At 59.2% G+C, this 18,889-nt stretch carries 24 protein-coding genes, 1 tRNA gene and 3 pseudogenes; 12 read left to right on the top strand and 16 right to left on the bottom strand.

Annotation, left to right across the window (positions count from 1 at the left end):
- Positions 1–254: 254 nt before the first annotated feature.
- Positions 255–1,778, top strand: a complete 1,524-nt coding sequence (locus tag DV532_RS15365; protein WP_056802720.1) for an FAD-dependent oxidoreductase — start codon at positions 255–257, stop codon at positions 1,776–1,778.
- Between the two features lie 35 nt (positions 1,779–1,813).
- Here DV532_RS15365 and DV532_RS15370 read toward each other — a convergent pair whose 3' ends face one another.
- A complete protein-coding gene (locus DV532_RS15370) occupies positions 1,814–2,248 on the bottom strand; it encodes a MarR family winged helix-turn-helix transcriptional regulator (protein WP_056802722.1) in 435 nt (144 codons plus the stop codon).
- Positions 2,245–2,670 (bottom strand): SRPBCC family protein, encoded by a 426-nt coding sequence (locus DV532_RS15375; protein ID WP_056802725.1) that lies wholly within the window; start codon positions 2,668–2,670, stop codon positions 2,245–2,247. Before DV532_RS15375 ends, DV532_RS15370 begins: the two co-directional genes overlap by 4 nt.
- Before the next feature lie 130 nt (positions 2,671–2,800).
- On the opposite strand from DV532_RS15375, the pseudogene DV532_RS31235 reads away from it, so the two are divergent.
- Together DV532_RS31235 and arfB are read left to right on the top strand one after the other, a co-directional pair.
- Positions 2,801–2,895, top strand: a pseudogene (locus tag DV532_RS31235) (IS5/IS1182 family transposase); the annotation flags it as partial.
- A gap of 56 nt (positions 2,896–2,951) precedes the next feature.
- The gene (gene arfB, locus DV532_RS15380) at positions 2,952–3,365 is read left to right on the top strand and encodes an alternative ribosome rescue aminoacyl-tRNA hydrolase ArfB (RefSeq protein ID WP_056802729.1); all 414 of its coding nucleotides are present in this window, start codon (positions 2,952–2,954) and stop codon (positions 3,363–3,365) included.
- A 101-nt stretch (positions 3,366–3,466) separates the two neighbouring features.
- On the opposite strand, the gene DV532_RS15385 is transcribed toward arfB, so the two are convergent.
- Positions 3,467–3,814 carry a DUF2834 domain-containing protein gene (locus DV532_RS15385; protein ID WP_056802733.1) on the bottom strand — a complete coding sequence of 116 codons (348 nt, stop codon included), beginning with the start codon at positions 3,812–3,814 and terminating at the stop codon, positions 3,467–3,469.
- A gap of 414 nt (positions 3,815–4,228) precedes the next feature.
- Positions 4,229–5,113, bottom strand: coding sequence for a MerR family transcriptional regulator (locus DV532_RS15390; protein ID WP_056802736.1), 885 nt, complete (start codon positions 5,111–5,113; stop codon positions 4,229–4,231).
- Between the two features lie 154 nt (positions 5,114–5,267).
- Between DV532_RS15390 and DV532_RS15395 the strand changes: the two genes are divergently transcribed.
- From DV532_RS15395 to DV532_RS15425, 7 genes are all read left to right on the top strand, one after another.
- Positions 5,268–5,714 carry a PAS domain S-box protein gene (locus DV532_RS15395; protein ID WP_056802739.1) on the top strand — a complete coding sequence of 149 codons (447 nt, stop codon included), beginning with the start codon at positions 5,268–5,270 and terminating at the stop codon, positions 5,712–5,714.
- Positions 5,715–5,815: 101 nt separating this feature from the next.
- Positions 5,816–6,238 carry a nuclear transport factor 2 family protein gene (locus tag DV532_RS15400; RefSeq protein WP_056802742.1) on the top strand — a complete coding sequence of 141 codons (423 nt, stop codon included), beginning with the start codon at positions 5,816–5,818 and terminating at the stop codon, positions 6,236–6,238.
- Positions 6,235–6,987, top strand: a complete 753-nt coding sequence (locus tag DV532_RS15405; protein WP_056802745.1) for an SDR family oxidoreductase — start codon at positions 6,235–6,237, stop codon at positions 6,985–6,987. The genes DV532_RS15400 and DV532_RS15405 overlap by 4 nt, the downstream gene beginning before the upstream one ends.
- A 6-nt stretch (positions 6,988–6,993) precedes the next feature.
- Positions 6,994–8,241, top strand: a complete 1,248-nt coding sequence (locus tag DV532_RS15410) for an NAD(P)/FAD-dependent oxidoreductase (RefSeq protein WP_056802747.1) — start codon at positions 6,994–6,996, stop codon at positions 8,239–8,241.
- Positions 8,238–9,047, top strand: a complete 810-nt coding sequence (locus tag DV532_RS15415) for a DUF1365 domain-containing protein (RefSeq protein WP_056802750.1) — start codon at positions 8,238–8,240, stop codon at positions 9,045–9,047. The genes DV532_RS15410 and DV532_RS15415 overlap by 4 nt, the downstream gene beginning before the upstream one ends.
- Positions 9,022–10,284, top strand: a complete 1,263-nt coding sequence (locus tag DV532_RS15420) for a cyclopropane-fatty-acyl-phospholipid synthase family protein (protein ID WP_056802753.1) — start codon at positions 9,022–9,024, stop codon at positions 10,282–10,284. The genes DV532_RS15415 and DV532_RS15420 overlap by 26 nt, the downstream gene beginning before the upstream one ends.
- Entirely contained in the window at positions 10,284–10,772 is a 489-nt protein-coding gene (locus tag DV532_RS15425; protein WP_056802756.1) for a DUF2878 domain-containing protein, read from the top strand. Before DV532_RS15420 ends, DV532_RS15425 begins: the two co-directional genes overlap by 1 nt.
- On the opposite strand, the gene DV532_RS15430 is transcribed toward DV532_RS15425, so the two are convergent.
- From DV532_RS15430 to DV532_RS15450, 5 genes are read right to left on the bottom strand one after another with little or no spacing between them, the layout of a single operon-like run.
- Positions 10,746–10,892, bottom strand: coding sequence for a DUF2256 domain-containing protein (locus DV532_RS15430; protein ID WP_082477043.1), 147 nt, complete (start codon positions 10,890–10,892; stop codon positions 10,746–10,748). The genes DV532_RS15425 and DV532_RS15430 overlap by 27 nt on opposite strands.
- The gene (locus tag DV532_RS15435; protein WP_056802758.1) at positions 10,889–12,415 is read right to left on the bottom strand and encodes a cryptochrome/photolyase family protein; all 1,527 of its coding nucleotides are present in this window, start codon (positions 12,413–12,415) and stop codon (positions 10,889–10,891) included. Before DV532_RS15435 ends, DV532_RS15430 begins: the two co-directional genes overlap by 4 nt.
- A gap of 8 nt (positions 12,416–12,423) precedes the next feature.
- A complete protein-coding gene (locus DV532_RS15440) occupies positions 12,424–12,729 on the bottom strand; it encodes a DUF6482 family protein (protein ID WP_056802761.1) in 306 nt (101 codons plus the stop codon).
- Complete coding sequence (locus DV532_RS15445) at positions 12,726–13,262, bottom strand: DUF3833 domain-containing protein (RefSeq protein WP_056802764.1); 537 nt, start codon at positions 13,260–13,262, stop codon at positions 12,726–12,728. Before DV532_RS15445 ends, DV532_RS15440 begins: the two co-directional genes overlap by 4 nt.
- A gap of 2 nt (positions 13,263–13,264) precedes the next feature.
- Positions 13,265–13,801 carry a chalcone isomerase family protein gene (locus DV532_RS15450; protein ID WP_056802767.1) on the bottom strand — a complete coding sequence of 179 codons (537 nt, stop codon included), beginning with the start codon at positions 13,799–13,801 and terminating at the stop codon, positions 13,265–13,267.
- Between the two features lie 289 nt (positions 13,802–14,090).
- Here DV532_RS15450 and DV532_RS15455 point away from each other — a divergent pair, with 289 nt between their 5' ends.
- Positions 14,091–14,294, top strand: a complete 204-nt coding sequence (locus DV532_RS15455; protein ID WP_056802770.1) for a DUF6434 domain-containing protein — start codon at positions 14,091–14,093, stop codon at positions 14,292–14,294.
- Positions 14,295–14,523: 229 nt separating this feature from the next.
- On the opposite strand, the gene DV532_RS15465 is transcribed toward DV532_RS15455, so the two are convergent.
- The 4 genes and pseudogenes from DV532_RS15465 to DV532_RS15485 all read right to left on the bottom strand — a co-directional run bounded on the left by DV532_RS15465 (position 14,524) and on the right by DV532_RS15485 (position 17,029).
- On the bottom strand, positions 14,524–14,721 hold the full coding sequence (locus DV532_RS15465; protein WP_056802775.1) for a hypothetical protein: 198 nt from the start codon (positions 14,719–14,721) through the stop codon (positions 14,524–14,526).
- 594 nt (positions 14,722–15,315) lie between these two features.
- Complete coding sequence (locus DV532_RS15475) at positions 15,316–16,110, bottom strand: hypothetical protein (protein ID WP_056802780.1); 795 nt, start codon at positions 16,108–16,110, stop codon at positions 15,316–15,318.
- Between the two features lie 96 nt (positions 16,111–16,206).
- Positions 16,207–16,470 (bottom strand): annotated as a pseudogene (locus DV532_RS30950) (hypothetical protein); the annotation flags it as partial.
- A gap of 202 nt (positions 16,471–16,672) precedes the next feature.
- The gene (locus tag DV532_RS15485; protein WP_120715353.1) at positions 16,673–17,029 is read right to left on the bottom strand and encodes a hypothetical protein; all 357 of its coding nucleotides are present in this window, start codon (positions 17,027–17,029) and stop codon (positions 16,673–16,675) included.
- Positions 17,030–17,416: 387 nt separating this feature from the next.
- On the opposite strand from DV532_RS15485, the pseudogene DV532_RS15490 reads away from it, so the two are divergent.
- A pseudogene (locus DV532_RS15490) lies at positions 17,417–17,992 on the top strand (tyrosine-type recombinase/integrase); the annotation flags it as partial.
- A gap of 79 nt (positions 17,993–18,071) precedes the next feature.
- Here DV532_RS15490 and DV532_RS15495 read toward each other — a convergent pair.
- The 3 genes from DV532_RS15495 to ihfA form a co-directional block, all read right to left on the bottom strand.
- A tRNA-Pro gene (locus tag DV532_RS15495) sits at positions 18,072–18,148 on the bottom strand.
- Between the two features lie 100 nt (positions 18,149–18,248).
- Positions 18,249–18,605: a MerR family transcriptional regulator gene (locus DV532_RS15500; protein ID WP_003250681.1), complete on the bottom strand. Its 357-nt coding sequence runs from the start codon at positions 18,603–18,605 to the stop codon at positions 18,249–18,251.
- The gene (ihfA, locus tag DV532_RS15505; RefSeq protein ID WP_003250679.1) at positions 18,586–18,888 is read right to left on the bottom strand and encodes an integration host factor subunit alpha; all 303 of its coding nucleotides are present in this window, start codon (positions 18,886–18,888) and stop codon (positions 18,586–18,588) included. The genes DV532_RS15500 and ihfA overlap by 20 nt, the downstream gene beginning before the upstream one ends.
- Position 18,889: the final 1 nt, after the last annotated feature.

Genomic DNA, 18,889 nt, shown 5'->3' on the forward strand with positions numbered 1-18,889 from the left:
TATCCGAATGAGTTGAAAAAGTTCAAGCGCAAGCCTAAGCGTGAGGGCGCGTTGCTGGAATACGAACTTCCAGCAACGAACTTATGCACGCTGCGCAAAACTGACAGCAGGTGGTGACGGCTGTGGGTGTGAGCCAGTCGTCAATCCCGACGGTGCCAGAGACTTGTCAGTGCACTGATGTATGAATCGTTGACTTTGCCTGCTCGCAAGAACATTCATGACTCTGCAGTCATTCATTTTTTTGAGGTGAGATCATGGCGCAAACCGACGTTCTCATTGTTGGCGCTGGCCCGACCGGGCTGGCGCTAGCGCTTTGGCTCACCCGGCAAGGCGTCTGCGTAAGGATCGTCGACAAGAGCAGTGGTCCAGGCGAAGCTTCTCGCGCCATGGCTGTTCAAGCCCGCACGCTAGAGCTCTATCGCCAGCTAGGTATGACTGAGGCCGTGATAGCTGCGGGCTACAAAACACCGGCCATGAACCTGTGGGCACGGGGCAGCCACAGAGCGCGTATCCCCTTGGTCGATGCAGGCAAACAGGTTTCTGCGTATCCCTTTGTGTTGATTTATCCCCAGGATCGCCATGAGCGCTTATTGGTAAGGCGGCTGCAGTCACTTGGCGTGGAGGTGGAATGGCAAACCGAACTGCAGTCCTTTGAGGAGGGTGAAGGCCATGTCACTGCCCTCCTGAAACAGGCTGATGGACGAGAAGAATCCTTTGCTGCAGCTTATTTGGCGGGATGCGATGGCGCTCGTTCACGTATTCGGCATGTGATCGGCAGCGGTTTCGAGGGCGGCACCTACAAGCAGCTTTTCTATGTCGCGGATGTCAGGGTAACTGGCATCGAGCCCGCAGGCGAGGCGCACATCGCTTTTGATAAATCCGACTTTGTGCTGCTGTTATGCTCCGGCGAAAAAGACCAATACCGCCTGATTGGCACCGTGCGTGATGAGCGCGCCGAGCATCCTGAGCAGCTGACATTCGCAGACGTTGGCCATGATGCCATCAATGGCTTGAACCTGCAGATTACCGAGGTGAACTGGTTTTCCACCTACCGTGTTCATCACCGTGTCACCGATCACTTCCGTCGTGGCAGAGCGTTTCTGCTGGGTGATGCAGCGCATGTGCATAGCCCGGCCGGTGGCCAGGGCATGAACACCGGCATCCTCGACGCGATCAACCTGGCGTGGAAGTTGGCAGCGGTGGTAAAAGGCAAGGCGCCCGATACCTTACTCGACAGTTACCCGATTGAACGCCAAGCATTTGCCCGCACGCTGGTAGAGACAACGGACAAACTGTTCACGTGGGTTACCGCTCAGGGCGGGTTTGCCGACTTTGTACGCACTCGCATCGCGCCGATCTTCGCAAGCGTTGCGTACAAGAACGAAAACGTTCGTGAGTACCTGTTCCGAGTGGTTTCGCAAACCACCCTGAATTACCACGACAGCCCGCTGAGCCAGGGTAAGGCCGGTGGGGTTCAGGGCGGTGATCGCTTGCCTTGGCTACCTGGGGCCACGGCGGACAACTACGATTCACTGGCAGCCATTCAGTGGCAGGTGCATGTTTATGGCCAAGCCAAGGCAGAGTTGTCGCAATGGTGCAGCAAGCACGGCATTCCGCTGCATATGTTCGCTTGGGAACCTGCATACCAGAAAGCCGGCGTTGCCAAAAATGCTACTTATCTAATGCGGCCTGATACTTATGTCGCGCTGGCTGATCCTGAGGGCGAAGCATCCACCTTGAGCCGATATTTTCAGGCGCACGGCATGCTGCCCAATTGAAAGAGGCTATTCGATACTCCGGCGGGTTTCGCCCTTCAGTCACCGCACGCGGTTTTACCAAAGAACGCGAGGTCGAACGCTTCGACAATCGGCATCGCGATGCGTAACCGAGCAAGCCCTTCCTTGCTGAGTGATAGCAGGTTCGCGCGGTGATCATCAGGGTCTATCCGTTTCTCGACCAGCCCATCTTTTTCCAAGCGCGATATGATCTGAGAGATGTGCATACGGTCCATGCTGGTGAAGCTCGCGATACCCTGTTGAGTAATCTGCTCACAATTTCGCGTCAACCAACCGCACACCGCAAGAATCGCGAACTGCGGCTGAGTGAGCCCCAAGGGTTTCAACAGCGCGTTGAGCTGTCGTTGCCAATCTAGGAATTCGCGCCAGAGTCGGAACCCAGGGCTGCAGCTCGGCCCTGCGTAGGCAGAACCACTCCACTGTTCGCCAGTGTTCAATTTGCCTGCACTCATGCTGCCCTCACGCGGGCTTCGCTGGCGCGCTTGAGGCCCAACATCGTGTTAGGTAACGAAGCTTGAATCGACCTGCCAATCAAATATCGAAATAAAAAGCTCAGCGGGCCTTTGAAATCGACCCAGTGGGTTGCAACAGTCGATCCCTTGCTCGCCGACAAGCTGTGACCGAACCGCATACGGCACAACGGCAACCTAGTCTGTACCGAGAATGACATGCCTTGCGTCACCTCCACGATCTGTATGTTGGCCTTCGGTCCACTTTTGGGTTTCAGCCACCCCTTAGCCCCAAGCTTCAGACCATCGGGCAAACTTGCGGCAACCACCTCTGGATCCCAGTCGCTCCAGTGAGCAGCGTCCTGATACAGGCGGAAAACGCGCGCAGGCTCGGTTTGAATTTCAATGGACGCCTTGATTTGCACAGCTCGCTCCCTGGCTCGTTTTTTTGGAGCGGCATAGTAAATATATTTACAATTATAAACCAGTAGGAAACCGCTCAGGTGGTCGGTGCCGACTAAATAAGCGGCCGGTTCACCGACAATGCTGGACTCTCTGCCGCAGCGCTTTGGCCGATGGTCAACGGTCTATCAACGGTTTTGGCTGTGGGGAGACCAGGCGCATTCAATCAGTTGCTCAAACGCTTGCACCCTGTGGTCGAGCGGCGAAGACTGCGATAATAGAGGGCAATCATAAGGGCCATGCCATGCTGACCATCTCTAATAATGTGCACCTGCCAGATGCCGACATCGAACTGACGTACATCCGCGCGCAAGGCGCCGGTGGGCAGAATGTGAACAAGGTGGCCAGCGCCGTGCACCTGCGCTTCGACATTCCCGCCTCGTCGCTGCCCGAGTTTTACAAGGAGCGGCTGCTGGCGCTGCGTGACAGCCGCATCACCGGCGACGGGGTGTTGATCATCAAGGCCCAACAGTACCGCACCCAGGAGCAGAACCGCACTGACGCACTAGCGCGTCTTGCCGAGTTGATCAGCACTGCCGGCAAGACCGAGAAGAAACGCCGGCCCACCAAGCCAACCCTCGGCTCGAAGACCCGCCGCCTGGAAGGAAAAGCCAGGCGCAGCACTGTCAAGGCAGGGCGAGGCAAGGTGGAGTTCTAGGCTCTGTACGAATCCGAGAAGCCCAATTGGCGCGCCACCAACGCTGAGATTTTGTAGAGTCCCCCGAATGAGCAAGGCTTGATCGGATTAAGTCAGCCAGTTCAAACAGTTGGCATCGACTTGGATAAATGGCTAGACCTTAATGCCGCAAGATGGCGCTCCCGCAGGAAAAGGAAAAGCGGCAGTGTCAATGAAGGGCCAACCACCAAACAGGAAAGCGGCAGCCACAACCGACGCATTGCCAATCTACGGCTTTCCACAACGACGAACACCGCTACTGCAACACCCGAAACGAGCACATCAGCCCAAGCGAAGGCAGCGATATAGCTTGAGGTAGCCTGCTGCAACAGTAACGGCACATTGAGACTGTGAGCCGAAAGCCAGGGAGCAAACTGAGACAGAGGCAATACCGTTCCCGCAATGCAAAGAAGAATGTAGAGGATCTGCATGGTGTCTCCTGTGGGGGCTAACGCTTGACTAACGGGCCGGCACTGCCAGGTTCGCTTCAACTGACGAACGCCCTGAACCCTGTATTAGCCAGTGTATTTACTGCATGACGCTGTGTTCGAGAATGGTAGACGGCGCGGCCCCCCGCATTGCTCTGGATCTTAGAAAATACCCTGGCTATCAGGATACGCCCTTCCTCCGGGATATTGCGCCCCAAGCCTCGTCACAGCGAAGCCGAGGATGTCGTTACCGCAATCGAGCAGACTCAGGCGGTCGTCTCAAAGGTACCGTTCTGCGTGCTAATTCGATATTCCTCGGCATGACGGGATACGCCCGGGACGAGGTGCACGGTCACCCTCACCGCAGGTTCCTTCGACGGGATGAATCCGATGGCGGGGCATATACTTCCGCCAAGGTCAAAGATCCAGGGCACCACTGAGCAAGGCGCTTAGCATACGCGCGACGTCGGCGCTTTCCTGGTCCAGCAGACACAGTGGAATGCCTTTCAAGGCTAGTTGCGAATCGGTAAGCCCCTCGCCAATCAAGGCCAGCGGACACGCAATGTCCATCTGCAACGAACGCAGGCGCTTGGCCAAGGTGGGGCTCACCGGCGCCTGCAGCACAATCACCAGTGCCGCAGGCTGCATCGCAGCACACAGCAAAGGAAGCTCTTCCAGCGGCTGCCCGCAGCCGAGTACTTCGATGTGCTGTTGCTCGCTGCTCAACAGCAGCCCGGCGCACAACACCTGGAGTTCGGCTTGCCCCTCGGCACCTGCGAGCAACACCCGCGGCGCATCGGATTGATTCATCTGCAGACGCAGCAGCAAACGGGCGCGCAAGAACGTATCGAGAAACACCCATTGGCTACGCTGGCCTGGCGCAGCCCCAGAAGCCAGGTCATACCAAACCGGCATCAGCACTTCACGCAGCACGGTGGCCTTGGGGAAGAGAGTGAACAACTGACCATGGACCCCCTCCAGTGCCTTCACATCGAATGCCTTGGATGCGCGTGCCACGGCGGCGCGCCATTCGTCAAAGGCCGAGAGCTGCACAGATACCTCAGGCTGGCTTGCGAGCCTATCGCCGACTTTGCTGATGGGCACGCCGTTGCCGGTCCAGCGCAAGATGTCGCGTATGCGCTGAACATCCCCCGCCGTGTACAGGCGATGGCCGCCCTCGGTGCGCTGCGGGCGTATCAACCCATGGCGCCGCTCCCAGGCACGCAAGGTCACCGGATTGATGCCGGTCAAGCTGACCACATCGCGCATGGGTAGCAAATCGGGTGGGGTGGCGTCAGTCATAGCGAGGGGGTTTCCAGGTGGTAGAACATTCTAAACCCATATGCACCTTCTGCGGCGAACCGCCTTGGTTCATCATGCAACAAACGGCGCCGAAGCCTTCTGCATAGAAGCTACGCTGCGCATATCGCATATGAAACGCCTGTAGGTGGGCCCTATGATCAACGCGAAACTCCTGCAACTGATGGTCGAGCATTCAAACGATGGCATCGTCGTCGCCGAGCAGGAAGGCAATGACAGCATCCTTATCTACGTTAACCCCGCCTTCGAGCGCCTGACCGGCTATTACGCCGACGACATCCTCTATCAAGACTGCCGTTTTCTTCAGGGCAAGGACCACGACCAGGTAGGCCTCGAAACCATCCGCGCTGCGATCCGCGAAGGCCGCCCCTGCCGCCAGGTGCTGCGCAACTATCGCAAGGACGGAAGCCTGTTCTGGAACGAGTTATCCATCACGCCCGTGCACAACGAGGCGGACGAGCTGACGTACTACATTGGCATCCAGCGCGACGTCACAGCACAGATTTTCGCTGAGGAAAAGGTTCGTGAGCTAGAGGCTGAAGTGGTTCGATTGCGCCAGCAACTGGGGCAGGCCGAGGGCTGACAAAAGCTATACAAGATCGTCATCTTGCATAGATTAATGCTTGGTTTTCAGCTATACCTGTACAACAAGTAAATTTTGTACAGGATTGCCTGGAGCCCAGTATGTCAGCATACCTGCAGCAATTCGCCGAGCGCTTCGCCAGCCTCGATGCGGCTAACCTCGCCCCGCTGGAAAAACTGTACAGCGAAGATGTTACCTTTCGCGACCCTCTGCATCACATACAGGGGCTGCAGGCCCTACGGGCGTATTTCGAGCAGTTGTACGCCAACGCCAGCGATATCCACTATGCGCTCACCAGCACCGACGAGGTGAGGCCTGGGCAGGGCTACCTGCGCTGGACCCTGCAGTTTTGCCACCCACGCCTGGCCCGCGGTCAGCCGATCAGGTTACAAGGGTGCAGCTGCTTGCATTGGCGCGACCGTGTGTACTTTCACCAGGACTATTTCGACGCCGGTGCCCTGCTTTATGAACACCTTCCCGTCATGGGCGGTACAATCCGCTGGCTCAAAGGTCGGCTGGCATGAGCTGCTGCTGGTTGACCGGCGCAAGTAGCGGTATCGGTGCTGCACTCGCACAAATCCTCCTGGAACAAGGCCACCAGGTTGCCTTGGGCGGGCGACAGGCCGATCGCCTTGCCCCTCTGGCCGAGCGGTTTCCCGGGCAGGTATTGCTGGCCGTTGGCGATCTTGATAACCCAGAGCAAGTCACCGCAATCGCCGCACGGATCGAGCAGGCCTGGGGACGCCTGGACATGGCCATTCTCAATGCCGGCACCTGCGAATACCTTGAGCCTGGGCATTTCGATCCGGCGTTGGTCGAGCGGGTAATGCGCACCAACCTGCTGGGTGTCAGCTACTGCCTGGCGGCGGCACTGCCCTTGCTTCGTGCCGGCCAGCGCCCCCACCTGGTGGTGATGGGCAGCTCGGTGACCTGGCTGGCCTTGCCCCGCGCCGGCGCCTACGGCGCATCAAAGGCCGCGGTGCGCTATCTGGTGGAGTCACTGCGAATCGACCTGGCTCACGAGGGTATCGCGGTCACCCTGGTCAGCCCTGGCTTCGTCGACACGCCACTGACCCGCCGCAACGATTTCCCCATGCCGCAGTTGTGGGCTGCGCAGCGCGCTGCCCGATATATCGCCAGGCGCCTGCCCCGGCGCCCTCTGGAAATCAACTTCCCCGGTCTTTTCACCTTGCTGTTACGCCTGCTCGGGGCGCTGCCCGCGCGCCTTCGTTTGGCACTGGGCCAACGCCTCGCCCGCCATGAACAGGAATGATGCCCCATGCGTATAGCAATCATCGGCAGTGGCATCGCGGGGCTGACCTGCGCCCATCTGCTGTCACGTAAGCACGAAGTAACGGTTTTCGAAGCCGAGCAGTGGATCGGGGGCCATACGCACACCCTCGACGTGGTCTGGAAGGGCCAGCGCCACGCAATAGACACCGGCTTCATCGTTTTCAACGACTGGACCTACCCGCACTTCATCCGCTTGCTCGACCAGCTCAAGGTCACCTCGCAGCGGACCGAAATGAGTTTTTCCGTGCATGACCCGATCACTGGCCTGGAATACAACGGTCACGACCTGAACACACTGTTTGCCCAACGCCGCAACCTGCTGTCCCCAGGTTTCTGGGGCATGATACGGGACATTCTGCGCTTCAACCGCCAGGCACTGGCCGACCTGGACAACCAGCGTATCGATGCCAACACCACCCTGGGCGCCTACCTTCAAACACAGCGCTATGGGCAGCGCTTCATCGAACACTACATCGTGCCGATGGGGTCGGCGATCTGGTCGATGTCGCGGGCAGACATGCTCCACTTCCCCCTTGAGTTCTTCGTGCGCTTCTGTCGCAACCACGGATTGCTGTCGGTCAACCAACGCCCACAGTGGCGGGTGATTAAAGGCGGTTCGCGTAGCTACGTTGCGCCGCTGTGCCGACCGTTCGCCGAACGCATTCGCCTCAACTGCAAGGTTTACCGGGTTAGCCGTGACGAAGGTGGCGTGACCCTCGTGAGCGCGGCCGGCACCGAGCGCTTCGACAACGTGGTGTTCGCCTGCCACAGCGACCAGGCCCTGGCGCTGCTGGAAGCGCCGAGCATGCAGGAGCGAGAAGTGCTCGGCGCCATCGGCTACGCCAGCAACGATGTGGTGCTGCACACCGATACCCGTCTGCTGCCACGCCGCAAAAGCGCCTGGGCCAGTTGGAACTACCGCCTGGGCGGACCAGAGCAGGCGCCCGCTGCACTGACCTACAACATGAACATTCTGCAAGGTATCCAGGCAGCGACAACCTTCTGCGTGAGCCTCAACCAAACCGCGCTGATAGACCCAGCACAGGTGATCGCCCGCTTCCAGTATGCCCATCCGCAGTACAGCCTTGCGGCATCCGCCGCGCAGGCGCGCCAAGCACACCTGCAGGGCCAGCAGCACAGTTACTTCTGCGGCGCCTACTGGGGCAACGGCTTTCATGAGGACGGGGTGGTCAGTGCACTGAAGGTGGCCGCGCATTTTGGAGAACAGCTGTGAACTGCAGCCTCTGTATGGGCTGGGTCAGCCACCGTCGGCTGACGCCGCGGCTCCACGCTTTCCGCTACCGGATCGGCATGTTTTACCTGGACCTGGACGAACAAACCTGGCTGATGGGCCTGTCACGCTGGCTAGGGCGCTGGCGCCTGGCACCGCTGTGCTGGCGCGAGACCGACTACCTGCCCGCGCAGACCCGCCACGGCGAAACCCTGGCCCAGGCCGCACGCTTGTTGGTCTATCAGGCGACGGGGCATATGCCCGAAGGCCCGGTAAGGCTACTTACCCAACTGCGTTGCTGGGGGCTGTCATTCAACCCGGTGAGCTTCTATTTCTGCCATGACCGCGACGGGCGCCTAACGGCGATCCTGATGGAGGTGCGCAACACCCCGTGGCGTGAACGCTTTCATTACGTGCTACCGGTGCAACACAACCTTGCCAAGCCCTTCACCGTGGCCAAGGCCTTCCATGTGTCGCCATTCATGCCACGGGACATGGACTATCGCCTGCGCTTCTTCCTCAACGCGGACCATATACGCATTCACATGCAGAACTGGCAGGGCGACAGCAAGGTGTTCGAGGCCGAGCTCGCCCTGCACCGTCAACCACTGGATGGCGTCGCCCTGCGTCGGTATGTACTGACCTTCCCATGGATGAGCCTGCGAACTCTCTCAGCCATTTATTGGCAAGCGCTATGCCTTTTGCTCAAACGCACCCCAGTGCATGACCACACCATCAGCCAGGGCCACCTGGCGCTCGGCCAACCTTGCGAGGACCCTGACGATGTCGAATCCCACCCTGAGCGTTAGCAAGTTCGCAGGCCTTGCGCCGTTGTTCGGCGGGCTGGCACGAAGCGCCGTGCTCGCCCAGATGAGCAAGCTGCGCCACGGCCACCTGCGCCTGCTCAGCCACGGGCAGCAATGGAGTTTCGGTGATGCCGACAGCCCGCTGCAGGCCGAGGTGGAGATCCTTGATGACGCCACCTGGAGCCTGATCGCCGGCAACGGCTCGATCGGTGCTGGAGAAGCCTACATCCACGGCTATTGGCGAAGCCCCGATCTGGCGCTGGTGACTCGCCTGTTCGTCGCCAACCTCGAAGTGCTCGACGCGCTCGAGGGTGGCCTGGCCCGCTTCGGCCGCCCTGCCCTACGGCTACTGCACCGGCTCAACCGCAACAGCAGGCGCGGCGCCCGGCGCAATATTCTGGCGCATTACGACCTGGGCAATGCGCTGTTCGAGCGGCTGCTGGACCCCACCATGATGTATTCGGCGGCCCAATTCGAGCATCCTGGGCAAACACTGGAGCAAGCCCAATTGCACAAGCTGGAGCGCATCTGCCAGAAGCTTGAACTGCGCCCTGGCGAGCACCTGCTGGAAATCGGCTGCGGCTGGGGCAGCCTGGCGATCCACGCCGCCACCCAATACGGCTGCAAGGTCACCACCACCACGCTCTCCGAGGCGCAGTACAGCCATACCCAGGAGCGCGTTCAGGCCTTGGGACTGGAGCAGCACGTGACGGTGCTTCGCGAAGACTACCGCGACCTTCAAGGCACTTTCGACAAACTGGTTTCGATCGAGATGATCGAGGCTGTCGGCCATCGTTACCTACCGGTGTATTTCCGCCAGTGTGCTTCGCTGCTCAAGCCCGACGGCCTGATGCTGTTGCAGGCAATCACCATCCGCGACCAGCGCTATGCACAGGCGCGGCGCTCGGTCGACTTCATCCAGCGCTACATCTTCCCCGGTGGTGCCCTGCCTTCGCTGAGCGTGTTGCTCGACACTGCCAGCCGGCATACCGCACTCAACCTCGTGCACATGGAGGACTTCGGCCAGGACTATGCCCACACCCTGCGGCACTGGCGTGAAAACCTGCGCCAGGCGCGCACAGCGCTGACGGACCTGGGCTACGACGAGAGGTTCCAGCGCCTATGGGAGTTCTACTTGTGTTACTGCCAGGGCGGCTTCGAAGAGCGCACCATCGGCGTTGCGCACCTGCTCTGGGCAGCGCCCCAGGCACGGCGCGCGCCCATGCCTGGCAGTGCCTGATGCTGGGCAGTTGGGTGGTCGCCAATGCCGTCTGGTTACAGGCTGGCTGGTGGGCCTGCGTGCTGGGCGCCGAACACCCCTGGCTGTTGCTGCTGGTGATTCCGGGTGTGGCGCTACACCTGCGCCTGTGCCCGGACATCAACGCCGAGGTCAAGGCGCTGTTGCGCGTAACCTTGGCCGGCTGTGTGCTCGACAGCGCGCTGGGGGCACTGGGCGTGTTGGGTTTCGACGCCTGGCCGCTGCCGCTGTGGCTGGCACTGCTTTGGCTGGTGCTGGCTAGCGGCATGCGCCACAGCCTGGCATGGGCCGGTAGGCACTGCCGGCTCGGTGCGCTGCTGGGCGCACTTGGCGGCCCACTGGCTTACGTAGGCGGCGCAAGACTTGCGGACGTCGCCTTGCCGTTGGGCGCGGTGGTAACCGGCTTGCTACTGATGCCGATATGGGCATTGGCCTTGCCTCTGCTAGCGCGCCTCGCGGCGCGGCGCTGACCTGCGGCATCGCTCAGAGCAGTAGCGCACCTGCTCCCAACAGCGAGCCCAGCGCTTGCGCCAGTTGAACGGTCGTCCACACACCACGCAGATCTTGCTGGGTAAAAGGCTCTTTTTCATAACGCCTGCTGCGAATCGAGCCGCGCCAGCAGTGACTGACCACGCTGCCACACGGCGTCACGACGGCTAGCCGACATGTTATCGAGGCTGCGATAGACCAGGGCCAAACGCGGGTTAGCCGAAAGCAGCGAGCGATGGCGGATCAGAAAATGCCAGTACAGGGCATTGAACGGGCAAGCATCATCCTCGACCACCTGGTCGACCCTGTAACTGCAAGCCTTGCAATGATCGGACATGCGCTGGATATAACGACCACTGGCGCAGTACGGCTTGGACCCCAGGTAGCCGCCATCGGCGTGCATCACCATGCCAAGCGTGTTGGGCAGCTCGACCCAGTCGAAGGCATCCATGTAGACGGCCAGGTACCACTCACAAATCGCCGCCGGCACGATACCGGCCAGCAAGGCGAAGTTGCCGGTGACCATCAAGCGCTGGATATGGTGAGCGTAGCCCAACCGCAGGGTCTGCCCGATGGCTTGCTCCATGCAGCGCATGCGGGTGTGCCCGGTCCAATAGAATGCTGGCAACGCACGGTCGTTGCCCAGGTAATTGAGCCCTGCATAGTCAGGCATGCGCAGCCAATAAATGCCGCGCACATACTCGCGCCAGCCGATCAGCTGGCGGATGAAACCTTCAGCTGCATTGAGCGGCACCCGCCCCTCGCGCCAGGCCTTGTCGACCTCGTCGCACAGACAACGCACATCCAGCAGCCCGATGTTGAGGGCCGCACTGATGCGCGCGTGGAACAGGTACGGCTCGCCCTCGGCCATCGCATCCTGGTAGTCACCGAAGGCCGCCAGGCCGAAGTCCAGAAAATGTTGCCAGAGCTGTCGTGCCGCGGCATGAGTCACGGGGTAGTCGAAGCCGTCGATGGCCCCGTAGTGGTCGCTGAAGCGCTGACGCACCAATGCCTGCACCGCTGCCGTGATCTCGTCCTGCGCGAAATGCGCAGCAAACGGCCCGCGCAGCCGGCGTGGCAATGCCTTGCGATTGTCGCCATCAAAATTCCAGGCGCCACCTGCCGGGCTGCCGTCAGGCTCCAGCAGCAAACCGGTTCGCTTGCGCATACCACGGTAGAAGTGCTCCATACGCAGCTGCCGACGCTCCTGGGCCCAGCGGGCGAAGGCTTGGCGAGAGCACAGAAACCGCGTATCGCGATGCCACACAAGCGGCAGTGCGGCATCGCGCAACGCCTGCTCCAGGCGCCACTCACCGCACTCGGTCACGTGAATGTGCGTGGCGCCCAAGGCGTGATGCCAGCGACGCAACTCGCCTACGATGCTACCGCTGTTGCCGTCTGCGTCCAGCTCGACGTAATGCACTTGCCAACCCCGCTCACGCAGCGCCTGGGCGAAGTGCCGCATGGCGCTGAAGATGAGTACGATCTTCAGCGGATGATGCGGCACGTACCTGGCCTCTCCCTCCACTTCCGCCATCAGGACAGCATCGCGGGCAGGGTCCAGTGCAGCAAGGCTTGCCAGATCGAACGACAGCTGGTCACCCAGCACCAGGCCCAGGCGCATCGTTCAGGCTACCACTGACTGGTCAGCGTTACGGGTACGCGCAGCGGCGCAATTGGGCCGTCACGTTGCCCGCACATTTCATCATGTACCACCTGCTGTACCAAGCTGCAGGGTACCGGTGGCAGGTCGGCCAGCAACTGCCGCAGCTCGGTAGTGGAGCGCAGGCGAACTGGCTGCCCATGGGCATCGCTCAATGTCACTGGACCGGCGTCGGTCAAGGCGCGCAGTAGGTAGAACCCACCCTCCAGCGACAGCAGTTCCAGTTCCTTTGCTTCGCCGGTCGACACCCGCTGGTTAAGCGCGAACAGGTTCATGGTGTGCCCTCTGGCAGGCGGCGGAAGAACAGGGTTATCTGGCCGATCTCCACGCCCAGTTTGCTCATGCTCGAGCGGTTGATCAGGGTGTCGTCATCCATGAGGTACATCCAGTCGTCCAGGTCTACCTGCCAGTGCTGCCCGTCAACTGGCAGATCCAGCTGGTAACGCCAACGCAGCGTATTACCCGCCACTTCGCCGCGGGCCTCACCGATCACGTCCCCGGCGGTTCCGCGCCAGCGGCCAGGGCCGTCAGGCACTAGCGTCCAGGTACGCTGCTGGCGTGTGCCATCGCTGTAGAGAAAATGCTCGTCGAGGATCAGCCGCTCACCTTCACGGCGGCTGTCGATGCGCACGTGAAAGCGTTTGACCACCGCCCCTGAACGCTTCTGGAACATCCCCCAGGCCTGCACCGGTCGCGAGAAGAACGCCGCCAGGTCCAGCTTTGGTTGCTCCTGGGCATAGTGCTCGACACCGACATTGCCACAACTGCCTAGAAACAGGCAGGCAGCTAGCAATAGCGCTTTGCGCATGTTCAGGTTCCTCGGTCATTGTCAGCCAGCCCGAGCAGGCGCTGACGCAGTTGTGCGTCCCTGGCCCGCGGATCGAGCCAGATGGCGAAGAACGCCCGGGCAAAGCCAGGGTCGGCGATGGCGCGGCTGAGTTTGCCGTTGACATAGAAGCGGCAACCCTGACCCGGCAGATACACGCCCGTAATGCGCATGCCAGGGCGGACGTCCACAAATGCCAGCTCAATCGCGTGGGCCCACGCAGCGCGCTGCTGCGGCGTCGCACCGCTGGCATCCAGGCGTTGCATTTCCTCGAGGCTGGCCTTTACCAGCGCGTCCTTCGACAATGCCCGGTGATAGAGAAGCTCAAGCGCGAAAGGCTGGTTCCAGTCTTGAACCGGGCCGACTGTCCATAACTGGGCGGTGTAAAGGCGCAGGCCAAACCAAGTGAACTCACCTACGCCCAGCCGTTGCGCCGCAGGCAGCTCCGCTCGCCAGTCCGCCACCGCCGACAAGGCGGTGAGTAGCAGGCAAAGGCAGGTCCAACGAGTAGGGTGCGCCATACTCACCTCAAGCACTTTCAAATACTATACAGCAGCACAATTTTGTACATATTTTTTGTGGTCTTGTATAGTTTTTATGCACAACACGGCCCTGCGAACCACCGGGTTGAAGCCATAGGTGTTCAGGCCGTCGATCTCGCTCTCGGCGAGGTCGCGGTAGCCGGTGACCTTCTAGGGTTGGTGGTCCGTGCAATTACCTCAGTTGTCCGCGCCACAAATCGACGCATCAGTGCTAAGTGGTGCGAGCAGTGCTAGGCTCTTGGCTAACTTGCCATCCAAGGAAAAGGAAATGCGCTTCGACTGGCACGCTGGACCGATTACCCGCTCTACTCCGCTCAACAGCAACTACCGAAACACGCAGAAGGTCCGGCAGTTCCTGGTGAATGAATGTGGCGATGGTTTCAAGTTCGATCGCGCCTTCATGTCTTGGATAAAGAGTGGCGCCCCATCCACCATGGGTGATGTCGCGGATGAGTGGCTGCGGACGCACTAACCACCTCAGCGATGCTGCAGCCTCTGAGCAACCCTACCAACTCGCCTACACGGCGTTCTGCACCTACTTGGCGGCCTACATCACTCAGCGGGAAAGCCACTGGATCGAGGCTCTGTCGGCTGTTGAGACTGGGTTCAACACTGTTCGACCTGCCGGCACCTCCGATCTAGACCAGAAGGCCCTGCCGCTCGCTGATCCGGCCTGACCTCTGGCGCTACCCGCCAGCGCCTCAGCCGTTGCCGCGGTCGATCCATCGTGCTTTCTCGACCAGATCAACAATGAACTGGCCGCCGGGAGTCGACACCGATGAAGCAACCCAGCTGATGACATGCCGGGCCCCGCATTTTGGGCAGTCCGCTTCGACCTGATCTTTCGTGTCATCAAGATCGAACTGAATTTCTTCTTCGCACCTTTTGCACTTGGTCATCTGAGAGCCCTCGAGCAGGTATCCACTCAGCCTAGCCCCTCTCAAACGATGCACGACTCCGACGGAAGCTCGCCTACCTGGTACTTGGCTGCTTGTGAGCCTCCAATCGTTGTACATCTCTGGCAAACCATATCCCCACTGCGATCACCATCAGGCAAATGAACACAACGTCCCATGCCCTGTGCTCAATGGCTGCCAAAATCGCAAAAAACTGCAGGGCGCCAGCCCACCAGAGAAACGGTCTGATTTTCGAGTAGCGCATAACCCACCTCACCGCCCCCAACTATCGAAAGTTTAGTTGAGTATCGAGTAGCTACCCCTATGCGGATGGAGCACCGGCGTGCACCGCAGGCGTCCAGGTTCTCTGGGCGTCAAAATTGAGAAGAAGCAACGCAAGCGGCACACCGTAGATTACAGGGTCAACCACGCTGTTGTGGCGCGATCATAAACCATCGGAGACCATACCACGGCAACATCCAACAGCTGGCAGTCTTGGTCAAAGTCGACCAAGACTGCCAGAGGTGGCCAGCTAGAACGTTTTAAATGCCACGCACGCGAGCGCCCCCAAGACATCCAGGCGGCGCCAATCTGCTCTCAAATCTTAGGTTTGACCGATTTAGCTTTTTCGTCTGCGAGACTCTGCTTCCGCTCAGCTTCAGCCTTCGCATCGCGAGCGGCCAGCTCATCAAACATAGATTTTGCGTCGGTGATGGTGATCGAGTAATGGGGAACCATGCCGTCCGGCTGGGTAGAGGCATTAACGGATATAACCTTACCGCAGTTCGGGCTGAACGATTGCGGTGCGCTTACCGTCACGCCTGGGATGTGATATGACCCATGTTGTAATTGGCATGGCTCTACGCCCGATCCAGACCATTGCTTTCCGTTCCGATCATATTGCCAGCTCATGCTGAGGCCCATAAGGTTCACGCTGGGTGATGGGCTACCGAATTTCTCCGTTAACGCATCCTTGAGAGCGTCCACTCCGATGCGCCCGCCTTCATCAAAGCGTTGGACCCTTGCAACGAACCAAATTCTTCCGGCATCGGTTTGTAAGGCTACAAACTCATCTGAAGCCCCACCAGAATTGGTAGTACCAGTTCCAGGCAATCTGTCACCAGTCACCGCTGTAACGCCGGCTTCCTTGCCGTTAGTCAGCATCAGTGGGGACAGTTTGTAGTTGGGGTTGGCTTTGGAAATAGCTACTTTAGCTTCCTCCATCGATGAGCCGATTGATACGCCGGCAATGTCATCTGCCCGGGCAGCAACGCTCACTAAAACGGCAAAAACGCCGGCGGCAAGCGCGCTATACCTAATTTCCAAGCGGTTCTTGCAAAGAAGGCCCAGAAAGTTTTGTGTTCCAGTTACGCATTCCAACCTGTGTTGCATGAGATCTCATCCTGAAATCGGTCTAAAGGTCGCCAAGATACCACATCAGTCCAATTGCCTAGAATAGAGCCATTTGGGTTGCGAGGGATGCCGCGTTCAAGCGGTCACGTCACGCTTCGCAACCCTACCCCCACTGATGAGCACTGCATAAGTAGCCTCGCATACCAGCCCCGCTATTCGACTTCGCTCAAGCGCTGCTGAGCAGTTGCCCGCCATTCGCTCAGCCTCTTCAAGCAATCCCCCGAGCACCACGACGGCAAAGGTTCCTGCCTGGCGCTGCTGGGTAGCAATGGTATCGCAGGTGGCTCGATGGCCGTCCCGCAGTCGCTTGATCTCACCGTGCAGCCCACTACAAGATTCACTGATGCCGCTTCGATGAGGCGGCATTGGGAATCCAACGGAGGAACACGGCATGCACCTGAAAGACCAGGGCTTCAAGTCAGGAAGAGCTGTTCGCAGCATGACGATTTCACTGGCTGGCCTGGCGACAGGGGCAGACGGGAAATCCATGTGGGTCGTGCGAATTGGCCCAGCAAACAGTTGCTGGGCCAAAAATGGTGAGTTAAAGCAATGCAGTGGACAGCATACCCAAGGCCCCCAGAACGAAGCCAATGAGTGCTCCCCGCCCTGGTGTCTCATGGAAAAGAGACCACACAACTACGGGCTCGAGAAGCAACAAAGAGGTGACTGATACCACGGTGACGATCCAGATATCACCGACTGCAACGTATCCAAGCCAGTATGCCGCCAGTAGACAAATCCCTGCAAAACACATCAGTGCCAAGGGGAAACTGATGGCTCCCCACGAGGCACTTCCTGTATGCGCAAGTTTAGCGACTACGACCTCACTGTAGATTGCACAGAACTCACCGACCACCATCAAGCCTAGAGCAGAAACTCCGAGTAGTTCTTTGGACATATCAAAAACTCCTTTGTATTCAGGGCAATGTTTTTACGCTCCCAGCTGGCGATGCCGCTGATCAGGAGCTCGTTGCAGGAATACGAAGCAGTCTTGAATAGGCCTGAATTACCGAAATACTGTCCCATGCTCATGTCCTTCAAAGGAGGTGAGTCTCAGCGTCAAACCAAGACACCGTTCAGATCATAAGGCCCTTGAACCATTCTGAACAACCAGCAACGCGTCCGCCTGACGCTAACTGCCCGATGCCCTGCACCCTATCGCAGGCTGCATTGGCAGGCGCCAGGCCACCTTTCACGGTGGGTTTGGTCACCCGCGCCTGGCTCCTGACCAATGCGGTCGCGTAACCAACCTGGAGGTCGCCATGTACTCGAAAAAAACCACAAGATGGCCCTGTTCAAGGTAAACACGGGCTGCCGGGAGCAGGAGGTATGCAAACTTCGCTGGGATTGGGAGATTCATGTGCTCGAGATCGACGCCACAGTATTCCTGATTCCCGCCGGCTTCGGCGGCCGGACAGAGAAATCCGAGGTCAAGAACGGCGACGAGAGGCTGGTGGTGCTGAACAGCGTTGCCAGGTTGATCGTCAACCGACAGCGCGGGATCAGCAAGGAATGGGTATTCCCGTACCACGATGAGACGCCGATGCCTCGAATGAACGATTCGGCATGGAAGAAGGCCCGGGCCAGGGCGGCCAAGGTTTGGCAGGAGAAGAACCTGAGGCCGGCGCACGAGGAGTTCGCATCGTTCCGTGTGCATGATCTTAAACACACGTTCGGCCGGCGACTCAAGGCTGCAAGAGTTTCGGAGGAAGACCGCAAGGCGCTGCTCGGACAGAACGGCAGCATCACCAGTCACTACTCAGGCGCGGAGATCGGGCAACTGATAGAGGCAGCCAACAATGTGTCCGCAACAGATTCCCGTGGACCGGTATTCACGATGCTGACCAAGAGGAAGGCATGAAAAAGAGAGAAGTCACGCAAAAGTCACGCAAATGAAAAAGGCCAATGCTCTGAACATTGGCCTTTCCCATTGGGATTATTGGTCGGGACGGAGTGATTCGAACACTCGACCCCTTGCACCCCATGCAAGTGCGCTACCGGGCTGCGCTACGCCCCGACTATGTTCTCAAAACCTCTAAGAACGATGAAGAATCTACCCTAAGCTTTTGATAAATGGAAGCTTTTTTTTCAAAAAAACCATTCATCAGCAAACCAGATCACTTTTTCAACACCACCAACACATCCTCCAACTCGACAATCATCTGTCGAATCAGCTGCTTGTACTGGCTTGACTCATCCTTAGCCTCATCACTGGAGAGCCTCAATCGAGCCCCGCCAATGGTGAACCCTTGGTCATAAAGCAGCGCTCGAATCTGCCGAATCATCAGCACATCCTGCCGCTGATAATACCGGCGGTTCCCGCGCCGCTTTACCGGGTTAAGCTGATCGAACTCCTGCTCCCAATACCGCAGCACGTGCGGCTTCACCGCACAAAGCTCACTTACTTCACCTATGGTGAAGTAGCGTTTGCCCGGTATGGGGGGCAGTTCGTCGTTATGGCTTGGTTCCAGCATAGGCCTCAACCCGGGCCTTCAACTTCTGCCCTGGACGAAAGGTGACGACGCGCCGTGCGGTGATCGGGATTTCTTCCCCGGTCTTGGGGTTGCGGCCCGGCCGCTGGCGCTTGTCGCGAAGGTCGAAGTTGCCAAAACCGGACAGCTTGACCTGCTCGTTCTCTTCAAGTGCGTGCCGAATTTCTTCAAAAAACAGCTCGACCAGCTCCTTGGCCTCACGCTTGTTAAGCCCCAGCTCCTCGTACAGCCTTTCGGCCATCTCAGCTTTCGTCAGAGCACCCATG

Origin of the sequence: Pseudomonas sp. Leaf58 (assembly GCF_003627215.1) — a bacterium.
In the GTDB taxonomy this organism is placed as follows: Bacteria; Pseudomonadota; Gammaproteobacteria; order Pseudomonadales; family Pseudomonadaceae; genus Aquipseudomonas.